General features: G+C 33.2%; 13 protein-coding genes. All 13 read left to right on the top strand.

The window, feature by feature from the left end; genetic code table 11:
• Positions 1 to 62: 62 nt before the first annotated feature.
• The 13 genes from E0Z07_RS08020 to clpP all read left to right on the top strand — a co-directional run bounded on the left by E0Z07_RS08020 (position 63) and on the right by clpP (position 14,368).
• Entirely contained in the window at positions 63 to 731 is a 669-nt protein-coding gene (locus E0Z07_RS08020) for a CBS domain-containing protein (RefSeq protein WP_006262818.1), read from the top strand.
• A 1-nt stretch (position 732) separates the two neighbouring features.
• Entirely contained in the window at positions 733 to 1,620 is an 888-nt protein-coding gene (locus E0Z07_RS08025; RefSeq protein WP_006257327.1) for an NAD kinase, read from the top strand.
• Between the two features lie 138 nt (positions 1,621 to 1,758).
• Positions 1,759 to 2,472: a type IX secretion system protein PorG gene (gene porG, locus E0Z07_RS08030; protein WP_016650181.1), complete on the top strand. Its 714-nt coding sequence runs from the start codon at positions 1,759 to 1,761 to the stop codon at positions 2,470 to 2,472.
• Complete coding sequence (locus tag E0Z07_RS08035) at positions 2,473 to 3,213, top strand: isoprenyl transferase (protein WP_006257324.1); 741 nt, start codon at positions 2,473 to 2,475, stop codon at positions 3,211 to 3,213.
• A gap of 12 nt (positions 3,214 to 3,225) precedes the next feature.
• Entirely contained in the window at positions 3,226 to 5,892 is a 2,667-nt protein-coding gene (locus E0Z07_RS08040) for a BamA/OMP85 family outer membrane protein (RefSeq protein ID WP_006257323.1), read from the top strand.
• 32 nt (positions 5,893 to 5,924) lie between these two features.
• Positions 5,925 to 7,184: an OmpH family outer membrane protein gene (locus E0Z07_RS08045; RefSeq protein ID WP_006257322.1), complete on the top strand. Its 1,260-nt coding sequence runs from the start codon at positions 5,925 to 5,927 to the stop codon at positions 7,182 to 7,184.
• A gap of 35 nt (positions 7,185 to 7,219) precedes the next feature.
• Positions 7,220 to 7,735, top strand: coding sequence for an OmpH family outer membrane protein (locus E0Z07_RS08050; RefSeq protein ID WP_006257321.1), 516 nt, complete (start codon positions 7,220 to 7,222; stop codon positions 7,733 to 7,735).
• Between the two features lie 69 nt (positions 7,736 to 7,804).
• The gene (murI, locus tag E0Z07_RS08055) at positions 7,805 to 8,584 is read left to right on the top strand and encodes a glutamate racemase (protein ID WP_006257320.1); all 780 of its coding nucleotides are present in this window, start codon (positions 7,805 to 7,807) and stop codon (positions 8,582 to 8,584) included.
• A 321-nt stretch (positions 8,585 to 8,905) separates the two neighbouring features.
• Positions 8,906 to 10,159 (top strand): OmpP1/FadL family transporter, encoded by a 1,254-nt coding sequence (locus E0Z07_RS08060; RefSeq protein ID WP_006257319.1) that lies wholly within the window; start codon positions 8,906 to 8,908, stop codon positions 10,157 to 10,159.
• 18 nt (positions 10,160 to 10,177) lie between these two features.
• Positions 10,178 to 11,806 carry a hypothetical protein gene (locus E0Z07_RS08065; RefSeq protein WP_006257318.1) on the top strand — a complete coding sequence of 543 codons (1,629 nt, stop codon included), beginning with the start codon at positions 10,178 to 10,180 and terminating at the stop codon, positions 11,804 to 11,806.
• 32 nt (positions 11,807 to 11,838) lie between these two features.
• Entirely contained in the window at positions 11,839 to 12,195 is a 357-nt protein-coding gene (locus tag E0Z07_RS08070; RefSeq protein WP_006257317.1) for a phage holin family protein, read from the top strand.
• A gap of 97 nt (positions 12,196 to 12,292) precedes the next feature.
• A complete protein-coding gene (gene tig / locus E0Z07_RS08075; protein WP_006257316.1) occupies positions 12,293 to 13,615 on the top strand; it encodes a trigger factor in 1,323 nt (440 codons plus the stop codon).
• Between the two features lie 93 nt (positions 13,616 to 13,708).
• Positions 13,709 to 14,368, top strand: a complete 660-nt coding sequence (gene clpP, locus E0Z07_RS08080) for an ATP-dependent Clp endopeptidase proteolytic subunit ClpP (protein WP_006257315.1) — start codon at positions 13,709 to 13,711, stop codon at positions 14,366 to 14,368.
• The last annotated feature ends 2 nt before the right edge of the window (positions 14,369 to 14,370 follow it).

A 14,370-nucleotide genomic window follows, 5' to 3' on the forward strand; every position in this document is an offset into this window, starting at 1 on the left:
ATAATTAACGTCTATTGTTTTATTTTTGATTATTTTGCACTTCTAAATAATAACCTTGAATTATGTTATCTCCTGACTTCTTTCTACTAACAGATTATCCGATCTGTAAATTGAATACACTGATTAAAGATATTCTGCCTTATCTAGAAAAAAGTAATTATTCTCATCTTCCTGTGGTGAATAAAGATGAAATCTGGATTGGCAATATCAATACAGAGGATATTTATACAGCTGATCTCGATAGCACTATTCAGGATGTTATGTATGATTTAGATAAGTTCTACCTTTTAGAGTCTTCGAATTTGAATCCTTTTGATTTTTTTGATTTGTTTAGTCAGTGTGATACGAATACTATTCCGCTATTAGACGAAGAAGGTAAAATAAAAGGAATATATTCTAAAGAATATTTGTTAAATGAATGGAGTAAAACAATGTTTTTTGATGAAAAGGGTACTACTTTTGTCATCGAAAAAGGACATTTAGATTACAGCTTCTCAGAAATAACACAAATAGTAGAAGGTAACAATGCTAAAATGATAGGCCTATTACTATTGTCTAACAATAATCATAATACTCAACTATTAGTTAAAACTAATAGTGTCAATACAAAGGTTATTTTAGATGACTTAAGACGTTATGGTTATGAGATAGTCAGTACACTTTCTGAAGATACGCATATTAATGATCTAAAGGAAAGAACAGAATACCTTAATAAATATCTAAACATATAATATGAAGTTTGCGATTTATGGACAGACTGCCAAACCTATAGTACAAAATATAGTACGTAGGTTATTTAACTTATTTCAAAAATACGAAAACACAGAGGTCGTATTTGAAGAAAAGTTTTACAGTCTATTGAATGAACAAGATATTCTTGATAAAGAATACCAAACGTTTGGAACGAATAATCCATTGACTAGTGAAGTGGATTTTTTTATTAGCGTGGGAGGTGATGGGACAATGCTACGCGCCGCTAATTTTATTAAAAATACGGATATCCCAATTGTGGGAATTAATGCAGGTAGATTAGGTTTTTTAGCTAATGTACAACACGATAATTTAGAGGAGCATATTCCTTTGTTGTTTGAAAATAAATTTAAGAGATCAAAAAGATCTTTGTTGAGCTTAAATTGTTTACCTGAAGAAAATAATGCTTTTGATATTCAGTATGCTTTAAACGAGGTGACTGTATCAAGAAAGAATACAACCTCTATGATTACAGTAGAAACTTATTTAGATGATGAGTTTTTAGCTACTTATTGGGCAGATGGATTGATTATATCTACACCTTCAGGGTCTACTGGTTATTCATTAAGCTGTGGAGGGCCGATAATAGAACCTGAGACGGGATGTTTTGTGTTAACTCCGTTGGCACCGCATAATTTAAATGTGAGACCGTTGGTTATCCGAGATAATTTGACAATTAAGCTAAAAGTTAGTTCTAGAGAGAAACAGTTCTTAGTGTCACTTGACACGACTACAAAAGCTGTGGACAACGATACAGAATTAATTATTACTAAAGCTCCTTTCACAGTAGATTTAGTGGAGTTTCCTACTCAAAGTTTTATTAAGACATTGAGAAATAAATTACTGTGGGGAGAGGATAAGAGAAATTAAAAAAGTCAACAAACTATATACTTTTTAAGGGTTTTCTACGTTTAGAACAAAATAGCTTAACCTCATTTGGGCAATCCGTGAGAAAAAAATAGATTTTGAAAGGTCTATATTACTATATTTGTAAATTATTTTAACAGAATGAATAAAATTCTTATATCTCTATTACTGCTACTTACAACAGTTATAGCTAAAGCTCAGATTCACGAATTCGGTGTAGGGCTTGGTGGTTCTAATTATGTAGGAGATATTGGTTCTACTCAATATATAGCACCAAAGGATATGGGGTACAATGTTTTTTATCGTTGGAATAGAAGCCCTAGGCACTCTTTTAGAGTTAGTTATTCTCACCATAAAATAGGAGGAGATGATGCTAAATCTGATATGGGAAGCCGAAAAGAAAGAGGATATAGTTTTACAAATACTGTTCAACAATTGTCGGTAGGTATTGAATTTAATTTTTTTGAATTCGATTTACACCAAGAGAATTTTGGTTTTACACCATACCTTTTTGTTGGCGTATCAGGTATAAGATATAACGATATTTACTTTAGACCAAGTACACCTGTAGAAGGATTTGAGTCGACAAGTGTAGATTTAGTAAAAGGAGGTAAGAAAAATTCAATGACTATACCTTTTGCGGGTGGGTTAAAATTAAGACTTACGCCTAAGATAAATCTGAATGCTGAAGTAGCTGCACATTATACTTTCACTAATAATTTAGATGGAAGTAGTCCTACAGAAGCAAATAAAAAGTCTTATGGTTTTGGTAAAAACGGAAATGATTGGTTTTTTTACTCAGGTATATCGATAAGTTATACTTTTGGAAATAACCCATGTTATTGTGCAGATTAAATGAATTTGAAAGAACAGATTAACACAGACAACTTACCTAATCACTTAGCCATCATTATGGATGGTAACGGTAGATGGGCAAAACAAAAAGGATTTCTAAGAACGCTAGGCCATGAGAATGGTGTTAAGTCCGTGCGTACTACTATTAGTACATGCGTTACGTTAGGAATTAAGCATTTAACTTTATATGCGTTTTCTACTGAGAATTGGAATCGTCCCAAATTGGAAGTAGATATGTTAATGAAATTATTAGTGAAGTCACTAAAAAAGGAACTCCCTACTTTTACGAAAAATAATATTAAACTTAATGCTATTGGTGATTTATCTTTATTGCCAGAAAAAGTACAAGCTCAATTAAGAGACGTATTGGATCAGACTAAAGACAATACTCAAATGACTTTAACATTAGCGTTGAGCTATGGTTCTAGAGCTGAACTAATAAAAGCTGTAAAAGAAATTTCATTTAAAGTTAAAAATAACTTAATTTCGGAGGCTGATATAGATGAATCAGTTATAAATAATCATCTTTACACGAGTGATCTACCTGATGTTGACCTATTAGTTAGAACAAGTGGAGAGCAACGAATAAGTAACTTTTTGTTATGGCAAATCGCTTATTCTGAGCTTTATTTTACAGAGGTACTCTGGCCGGACTTTACGGAAGAGGAACTTTATAAAGCCCTTCTTACTTATCAGAATAGAGAAAGAAGGTTTGGAAAAACAAGTGAACAAATAAAATAAAAAACGAATCTAATGTTTCAAAAAGGTACATCTCTTTTTGCACTGTTTATTGCTGGTCTAGTATACTCTCATGTGCATGCACAGGACAGTATAAAAGCTCCTTCTTTTGAAGCTCCTAAAATCTATACCTTAGGAGATATAACAGTGACAGGAAAATATAGCTTAAACCCACAAACGATAGTTACTTTTACAGGGCTTTCTAAAGGCCAAAAAATAGCTGTGCCTGGAGAAGAGCTTTCGCATGCTCTTACAAAGTTATGGAAGGTTGGTTCATTTACTGATATTAACTTCTACGAAACATCTGTTGTAAATGACACTATTAATCTAGAACTAACTTTAAATGAGCTGCCTCGTTTAAAAAGTGTAAAGATTAAAGGTTTTAAAAAGGCAAAGTCTGAAGCTCTTATCAAAGAAGCAAAACTGAATAGAGGTAAAATTGTTAATGATAACTTTCTGTCTACTACTAAGTATTTCTTACTAAATAAGTATAAGAAAGATGGTTATTATAATACAAAAGTAACGTTAAATACTATTCCAGCTGACTCGACAGGCCGAACAGTAGAACTATTAGTTGGAATAGATAAGGGGAAGAAAGTTCGTATAGAAGAGATAGCTTTTAGTGGTAATACGCAATTAAGTGATAAGAAATTGAAAAAAGCAATGAAGGAGACTAAGCAACGTAGTCCTTTCAATCCATTGCGCATTTTCAAACCTTCTAAGTTTATCAAAGCTAAATATGAAGAGGATTTAGATAAGCTTGTTAGTAAATATAAAGAGAATGGTTATAGAGATGCTCGTATAATTGCTGATACAACAAGTTATAATCCTGAAACCAATAGAATAAGTATAAATATTGATGTTACTGAGGGGAATAAGTATTACTTCGGTGATATTCGTTTTATTGGTAATACTGTTTATACAAATAGCCAATTAAAACAGGTATTGGGTATCGAAAAAGGAGATGTTTATAACGGAGTCTTACTGGATAAACGTATAGATGATAAGACTGATCCTGATGGGTATTATATATCAAATGTGTATCAGAATAATGGATATTTATTCTCTAACGTAAACCCAGTTGAGGTTAGAACAGCTAATGATACAATCGATTTCGAGGTAAGAATTGTGGAAGGACCTATCGCAAGGTTTAATAATATTACTGTTTCTGGTAATGATAATACACATGACCACGTAGTTCATAGAGATATAAGAACTCGTCCAGGGGAGATATGGAGTAAATCTTTAGTGATGGAAACAATCCGACGATTAGGAGGATTAAATATTTTTGATGCACAAGCTATTATTCCAGATGTGAAAAATGCTGATCCAAACTCTGGAACAGTTGATATCGATTGGCAAGTAACTGAAAAAGGATCAAGCCAGGTTGAGTTACAAGGAGGATACGGTGGTGGAGGATTCATCGGTACATTAGGACTATCATTTAATAACTTCTCGTTGAGAAATATATTTAATAAGAAGTCTTATAAGCCTTTCCCAATGGGAGATGGACAATCTTTATCACTACGTCTACAAGGAAGTACTTACTATCAAACCTATAGTATAAGTTTCTCTGAGCCATGGTTCGGAGGACGTAAGCCTATTAACTTCTTTGGTACAGTAGCATATAGTACACAGAATCTTTATGATTATGTGAATCGTCGTACAGATAGAAGTAGAGGATTTGATATTACAACATTGCAATTTGGTATTGCTAAACAATTAAGTGTGCCAGATGATAACTTTGTATTATCTCATACTTTGAGTTTTCAATATTATAATATGAAAAATTATAATACAGGATTATTTACATTCGGAGATGGAGACTCTCGTAACTTAGCTTATCAGATTGAATTAAGACGTGATAATCGTGGTAATGACCCGATTTTCCCAACGTTTGGTTCATTCTTTAGTGTTAGTGGTAAGTTTACTGCTCCATATTCGTTGTTTAACAATGTGGATTATAAAAATCTTGGTGATCAACAAGAATATAAATTAAGAGCAAAAGCAGGAGCGATAGATCCAGTAACTGGAGCGACTATCCCTGTAGGAACTTATTTAGATTCTAGCTATAGACCAGTTAATAATTGGGAAGATGCTACAGCAGATGTGGCTAAAGTAGACCAAAAGAAATTTAATTGGTTAGAATACTATAAATTAAAATTCAAAGGAGATTGGTATACAACTATCTATGATAAATTAGTAGTTCGTGCACTAGGAGAATTTGGATATATGGGAGCTTATAACAATAATAGAGGAGTAGTTCCGTTTGAAAGATTCTATGTAGGTGGTGACGGACTAGCAAATTATTCATTAGATGGTCGTGAGGTAATTCAGTTAAGAGGATACCAAAATCAGACATTAACTCCATATAATGATAGAGGAGAACAAATCGGAGGTACTATTTATAATAAATTTTCGTTAGAATTACGTTACCCTATTACATTAAAGCCAAGTGCATCAGTTTATGTGTTGACTTTCGCAGAAGCAGGGAACTCATTTGCATCGTTTAAAGACTATAGTCCGTTTGAATTAAAACGTTCTGCTGGTTTTGGTGTTCGTGTGTTCATGCCAATGTTCGGATTGTTAGGTATTGACTTTGGATACGGATTCGATTCTGTACCAGGTACTACTCAGAAGAGTGGATTCCAAACACACTTTATTCTTGGGCAATCGTTTTAATGTACTAGTTACATCATAAAACTTGATTTAGAATGAAAACGTATTTAACTTTATTATTTAGTATTTTTGGATTAGTATCGGTAGTGGCTCAAGGTGGTAGTGCTCGTGTAGCCTACATTGATATGGAGTATATCTTAAGTCAGACACCTGAGTATCTACAGGCTACTACCCAGTTAGATGAAAGAGCGAATACGTGGAAAGGTGATGTTGATAAAAAGAAGGCTGAAATCAAAAAGCTAAAAGATAACTTAGCTGCTGAGCGAATTCTTCTAACTAGAGATTTGATAGAAGAGAAAGAAGAAGAGATATCAATATTAGAGGAAGAACTTTTTCAATATCAACAAAAAAGATTTGGAACGTCAGGTGATTTGATAACACAGAAAATCATGTTGGCTAAGCCAATACAAGATCAAGTTTTTGCTGTAGTGGAAGATATTGCTGAAGCTCGTAAATTTGATTACGTTTTAGATAAAAATTCTGAAGCTACTATGGTGATTGCTACAAAAAAACACGATATTAGCGACTTAGTTTTACGTAGACTAGCTACTGCCCGTAGAAAGCAAGGTATGACTAAATCAGAAGCACAAGCTGTCGAAGAAGAAGAACAGAAAGAGGATGCAATGTCTCTAAGGCAGAGTAGACGTGAAGAGCAACAGAGACGTAAAGAAGAAGCTGAACGTATCATGCGAATTGAAGAGAAGAAGAGAAAAGAAGAGCTAGCAAACGATGTTAACTATCAGAAAGAGCAAGAACTTAAGAGAAGAAAAGAGGAACAAATCAAACAGCAGATAGAGAAGCAAGAGAAGCTGAAACAAGAAAAAGCGGATAAGATCGAAGCTCAGAAGAAGTTGATTCAAGAGCGTCAACAGCAAGCAGAGGATAAACGTCTTCAAAATGAGAAGAACAGAGAGCAGGTAACTCAAGAGCGTCTAAAAATGATGGAGGAGCAACAAGCTGAGTCAGATAGACGTAAAGCAGAAAGAGATAGACTGATACAAGAGGAGTTAGAGAGAAGAAAACAACAAGCTTTAGATCAACAGTCGAAAAAATCTTCTGTGGATATCGAGAAATTACAAGAAGAACGTAGAATAGCTCAAGAAAAAAGAGAAGCAGAGCAAAAGCGTAAGCAGGAAGAGGCGTTGAAAAGGAGACAAGAGTTAATAGATGAGTCTCTACGTAAGCAAGAAGAGCGAAGACAGCGTATCTTAAAGGAACAAGAGGACCGAAAGTTATTAATCTTGCAAAAGCAAGAAGAAGCGAGAAAGAAAGCTGAAGAAGCTAATAAAAAGTAGAATAACAATAAAATATAAATCAAAAATCGAGAAAGATGAGAAAAATGAAATCTTTATTAATTGCAGCTACAATGTTTTTCGGAGTTAGTACTACAGCGGTAATGGCTCAATCTAAAGTAGCACATATCGACGTAAGAGCTTTAATGACAGAATTACCAGCGATGAAAAATGCTAATGCTGAATTAAAGAAAATAGGTGAGGGATACGAGAAAGAAATTTCTACAATGATGTCTACTTACCAAACTAAGATTCAACAATACCAAGCAGAAGCTGCTACTGCAGGAGATGCTAAAAATGAAGAAAGAGCTAAAGAAATCGATGAATTACAACAAAGAATTCAACAATTCCAAACAACAGCTCAACAAGATTACGGTAAGAAAGAATTAGAGTTAACTCAACCTATCGTAGAAAAAGCTTTGGCAGCTATTCAGAAAGTAGGAAAATCTAAAGGATTTGACTATGTATTAGATTCTTCTAATGGTTCTGGAGTTTTATTAGCTGGAGGTGCAGACCTTTTAGCTGATGTAAAAAAAGAATTAGGAGCTAATTAATTTTAGTTTAACTAGATAATCATAATCAAAACCGCTCTTGTTAAAGAGTGGTTTTTTTTATATTTGTATATGACTAAGAACAACCCTATAGGTTTATTTGACTCTGGAATAGGAGGAACAACTATCTGGCAAGAGATTAATCTCTTAATGCCAAACGAAGACACCATCTTTATAGGTGATCAGCTTTATGCTCCTTATGGAATCAAAACAAAACAAGAAATAATAGATTTATCTCTTAAAAATGTTGAGTATTTAGTCTCTCTGAATTGTAAGATTGTAGTAGTAGCATGTAATACGGCAACGACCAATGCAATAAGCGAGATGAGAGCTAGATGTCATATTCCTATTATAGGAATTGAGCCTGCTATAAAACCAGCTACTATCTTAACGAAGACTTCTAAAATAGGTATATTGGCCACTAAAGGAACAATTACAAGCGACTTCTTTACTTCTAAGGTTAAGATGTATCCTGATATAGAGATCATTGAGCAAATAGGTTATAATCTAGTTAATTTGATAGAAAATGGAGGAATTCATTCTCAAGAGATGAAGGATTTACTTCGTTCTTATTTAGAACCAATGGTAGAGAAAGGAATAGATACTCTAGTTTTAGGTTGTACACATTATCCTTATCTAATTCCTATTATAGAAACTATTATTCCTAAAGAAATAAAGATTATAGATTCTGGTAAAGCAGTTGCTAAACAAACGAAAAAAATACTTGAAGAATTAGACTTACTTACAACACGAGAAAGTAAAGGAACTAATTACTTTTTTAGTAATACAGATACCTCTATTCTTAAAACATTTGTTCCTAGTAATGGGATAGTGGAATATAGAAGTTTTTAGTCTATGTAGATTAAGAAATATTGTAAAAAGAGATATACCGAGTGTATATCTCTTTTTTATTGACTGTTTTTGTTGTTAGATAATCAGTGGTTTAATAAAAATGCAAGATGTTGTTGATTTTTAAATATATGTGCTGTTAATGTATGCATGCATAATTCTTTTAATTTGTTAATTGTATTGTATTAAAATGAGTTTATTTGAGTTATATTTTAATAATAATTAAAAAGTAAAAATATGAATGTTAAAAATAGGCTTAAATATTTGTAAAACTAATAGAACTGTATATATTTGAGATAAACGAATTATAAATAACAGTTAATTATGATAAGAAAAATATTATCACTGTCTCTACTTACTTTGATATCGACTTCAGCCTTTGCTGGAGGATATAGAGTTGCAATGCAAGGAAATAAACAACTTGCAATGGGACATACGGGAGTAGCAGTCATAAGTAGTGGTGCGGAATCTTTATTCTTTAACCCTGCTGCATCTGTTTATTTGGAAGATAAGTTTAATTTTTCAGGAGGTGTTAGCGTTTTAGTCGCTGATACTAAATTTCAGAATAAAACTTATGGATGGGAGAATGAAACTCGTAATCCAGGAACACCATTCTACGCATACGGTACTTATAAGGCTACTGATTGGATGACAGTTGGTCTAGCTATCTATTCGCCATATGGTAGTAAAGTGGAATGGGATAAAGATTGGCAAGGTTCACACTTAGTTAATAATATTGATTTAAAAGCAATCTATTTTCAACCAACGGTAGCTATTAAAGTTAGTAAACACTTCAGTTTTGGTGGAGGACCTATTTTCGTAAATGGTGGAGTGACATTTAATAAAAACTTGTCTCGTAGCATGACTGATGAGCAAGGGAATAGAACGAATGTAACAGTAGAAGCTAAGAACGTTACTGCTTGGGGATGGACAGCTGGATATATGGTGAATGTAGATGATCATCTAAGATTAGGATTAAACTATCGTTCTAAAATTGTCATGGATGAAAAGAGTGGTAAGTCAAAATTCTATGATGTACCAGGATATGGTCAAGGATTGTTTAAAAACGGTAAAATTAAAGCAGAAATGCCTTTGCCAGCAGAATTGGCAGTAGGAGCGTCTTATACTTGGAATAAGTGGTTATTTGCTTTTGATTATAATAGAACATTCTGGAATGCCTATAAAGCATTAGAGATAGAATTTGTGGATAACCCTACAATTGGAACATCTGTAAATCCACGTAACTATAAAGATTCAAGTACATATCGTTTAGGATTACAGTATACAATGAATGATCAGTTAACACTTAGAGCTGGTTGGTATTATGACGAAAGTCCTGTACAAGAGGGATACTTTGCTCCAGAAACACCACGTAATGATTCTCGTGCTTATACAGGAGGATTTAGTTATAAGTTTAAGAATGGTATAGCAATCGATATGTCATTGACTTATTTACACTTTAGTGATACAAATAGTTCTTATGATTATTTTATGGAAGATGGTCAGAATGTGTCTTTTGGAGGAACTTATAAGTCTTCTGTGATTAGTGGAGGCCTTGGTGTGAGCTATAGTTTTTAATTTAATTAAAAAGAAATCATGAAAAAAAGATATTTATTATTATTACCTGCCATTGCTTTATTAGCATCATGTGAGCCTTCTATCAAAGATGAAATAGATGGAGGAACATATTATGCAGGAGAAGCTGACTTTAGTTCGTATGTAGCTGTTGGAAACTCTCTTACTGCTGGATTTATGGACGGTACTGTTTTCAAATCAGGACAGAAGAACTCATTTCCAAATATATTAGCAACCCAATTTAAAATAGTAGGTGGTGGCGAGTTTACTCAACCATTATTTGAAGATGATATGAATGATGTCGGAGGTTTATTATTTGCAGGGCAAGAGAATCCGGGCTTTCCAACAAGAATGATTGTTAATATGATGCCTGGAGCAGATGGACAAGCTATAGGGCCTCAGAATATTGATAGAGCAGTAACTATAGAAGCAACTAAGCAACAGAAAAAAGCATATCACAATGCTGGTGTACCTGGTGCTAAGACTTTCCATTTAATAGCGCCTGGTTATGGTAATCCATCAGGGTTATTAACTACTCCTGCTACCGCTAACCCATACTTTGTACGTACGGCTACAGCTGATAATGCGACAGTATTAGGTGATGCGATGAGCCTAAAACCGACATTCTTTACGAACTGGATTGGAGCTAATGATGTATTAGCATATGCTACTTCAGGAGGAGAAGGTGTGGATCAAAATAAAGCAGGGGGAACTAATCCTGCTATGTATGGTTCAAATGATATTACTCATGCAGGAGTGTTTAAGCAAGTATACGAGCAAATTACAAATACACTAACTTCTGAAGGTGCAAAAGGTATAGTAGCTACTATTCCTGATGTGACCGCTATTCCATTTTTCACTACAGTACCTTATAATCCATTATCTCCTAAACTTATCGGTGAAGGGAATATAGATCAACTAAATAGTCTAATAGGATTATTAAAGCAAATTTTAGCAAAAGGAGGTCAAGGGGATAGACTTCAGTTGATATCTAAAACTTCAGCTAACCCACTTTTGATTCAAGATAAAACTTTGGCAGATATGTCTGCTTTATTAGAAGGAGGGGTAACACAAGTAGTAGGGGCAGGTTTGTTTCCTGTAAAATTAACACCTGAGCAAATCAAGTTTATCGCGATGTCTTATGGACAAGCTAGACATGCTACTGCAAAAGACTTAATGCTGTTAACAAGTAAGGCACAGATTGGAGCTTCATTACCTCAATCAACGGGAAATCCTACAATGGATGCTATGCTGAAAAAAGGAGTTAGTTTCCCTATCAGTGATTCTTTTGTACTTAACCCTACAGAACAAGCAAATATCAAAGAAGCTACAGTTCAATTTAATAGTATTATTAAAGCAACAGCTACTAGTAAAGGATTAGCTGTAGCTGATATGAATGATATCTTAAATAAAGCAGTTTCTGGACTTAGAGTAGAAGATGGTCAAATCTATACAGCTAATTATTTCCAAGGAATGGGGAATTTAAATACGGTTATGTTTTCATTAGATGGAGTACATTTAAATGGAAGAGGATATGCATTTATAGCTTCAGAGATTTTAAGATCTATTAATAAACATTATAAGGCTAGTATACCATTAGTTAATCCTGCTGTATACCCTGGGCCAACATTAATGGTTGGTAATAAGTAAAATTCTTTTTAATTTTAAACAAAAAATTAAATATGGGATTTATCATTAGATTATTAATTACTACTGGTTTAGTTGTTTTATTAGCAAATATTTTACCAGGAGTTTTTGTAGAGAGTTTTACTACTGGACTATGGGTGGCAGTAGCGCTAGGGATATTAAATATGTTTTTAAGACCTATTTTAGTGTTTATGACATTACCTGCGACTATTGTTACTATGGGATTGTTCTTACTTGTAATTAACGCAGTTATCATACAGTTAGCAGCCTATTTTGTCAATGGATTTACGGTAAGTGGATTTTGGACTGCATTACTATTTAGTGTTGTCTTGACATTTTGTCAATCTGTAGTAAATGGGTTTTTACAAAAAGATGAGCCTAGAAGAGGATAAAAAAATTAATAGTTGAAATACAATTACTTAAAAAGTTGTTTGGGTTGTAAAAATAATATATTTTTGCAACCCAATTTTATATGTAAATACATCAAAAATGAATATTACAAGAAATAATGTAGATGCTCTTAATGCAATCGTAACTATTGAGCTTGCAAAAGAAGATTACCAAGGTAATGTAGATAACGTTTTATCTAACTACAAAAAGAACGCAAACGTTCCTGGATTTAGAAAAGGTGCAGTTCCAATGAGTTTAATCGTAAAACAATATGGTAAAGCTGTATTGTTCGAAGAAGTAAACAAAATTTTGCAAGAAAAATTAAGTAACTATCTTGTAGAAGAAAAATTAGATATTTTAGGAAATCCATTACCAGTAGCTAATGATATTAACTGGGATGCAGATGTATTAAAATTTGATTTTGAATTAGGATTAGCTCCTGAGTTTTCTTTAGACTTAGAAGGTAAAAATAAAATCAAGAAGTTCAAAGTTGTAGCTGATGATGCTATGCTTGACGAGCAAGTTGAGTTTATTCAAAAACAATACGGAAAAATGATCTCTAAAGAGGTAGTAGAAGAAACATCAGAAATGGTAGGTACTTTCGCTAACGAAGAAGAGGGAATCAATAATGAAGTTAAGATTGCTGTAAGCGATATCAGAACTAAAACAAACCAAAAGAAATTTATTGGTAAAAAAGTAGGTGACCAAGTTACTGTAAGTACTAAAGGTTTATTCGAAGATGACCATAAATTAATGGAAGTTTTAGCTGTTGATCATGATAAAGTTCACGGATTAGAAATTGATGTAGTATTTACTATCAACGAAATCAATGAAACAGAGAAAGCCGAATTAAACCAAGAGTTATTCGATAAATTGTTTGGAGAAGGAGTTGTTACTTCTGTTGAGCAATTAAAAGAAAAAATCAAAGAAGATGCTGAAAAGCAATTTGCTAGTCAAGCAGATCAAAAATTCTTAAACGATGTTTACGAACATTTATTAGAGAATACTTCATTTGAATTACCAGCTGCTTTCTTAACTAAATGGTTAATGGATGCAGGTGAGACTCCAATGACTGCTGAAGAAGCTGCTGCTGAGTACACAAAATCAGAAAAAGGTTTACGTTACCAATTAGTAGAAGGAAAAGTAATGTCTCAATATGACTTACAATTAAACTTCGAAGAAATTAAAGAATATACTACTAAGTTGATTAAAGATCAAATGGCTCAGTTTGGACAAATGGATCCTGAAGCTAAAGTAGTTGAAGATATTGTTGCTAGAGTAATGACTAACCAAGATGAAGTTAGACGTATTTCTGAGCAAGTAATGAATGAAAAAGTATTAGCTTTATTTAACGATAAAGTAAAAGCTGAAGTAAAAGAAGTATCTTACAAAGATTTCGTTAAGGAAATGTACGGAGAATAATATCCGGAAAAAAATAAGTATATTTGAGCGTCTTTCTGTTAAAGAGAGGCGCTTATTTTTTTATATAGTATTTAAAATAAATTGAAGAAGAATATGGATTTTGGTAAAGAGTTTCAAAAATTTGCTACAAAGCACCAAGGAATAAATAGTATGTACTACGATAAAATCGTTAGTAGTATGACTCCTTACATTATAGAAGAAAGACAGATGAACGTTGCTTCTATGGATGTGTTCTCACGTTTAATGATGGATAGAATCATCTTTATGGGAACAGCTATTGATGATTATGTAGCGAATATTATACAGGCGCAGTTATTATTCTTAGAAAGTGTAGATAACGAGAAAGACATTAGTATCTATGTGAACTCTCCTGGAGGAGGTGTTTATGCTGGATTAGGTATCTATGATACAATGCAGTTAATCAAACCTGATGTAGCAACGATTTGTACAGGTATGGCAGCATCAATGGGAGCTGTGTTATTATGTGCTGGAGCTGCAGGAAAACGTTCTGCATTACCACATTCACGAGTGATGATTCACCAACCATTAGGAGGAGCACAAGGACAAGCTTCTGATATCGAAATTACAGCTCGTGAGATATTAAAATTAAAAGATGAATTATACGAAATCATCTCTAAGCACTCTGGACAATCTATGGAGAAAGTACATCATGATAGTGATCGTGACTACTGGATGATTGCACAAGAGGCTAAAGAATATGGAATGATTGATGAGGTTTTAATTAGAAAATAATT

It is taken from the genome of Myroides odoratimimus (genome assembly GCF_004337635.1).
In the GTDB taxonomy this organism is placed as follows: Bacteria; Bacteroidota; Bacteroidia; order Flavobacteriales; family Flavobacteriaceae; genus Flavobacterium; species Flavobacterium odoratimimum.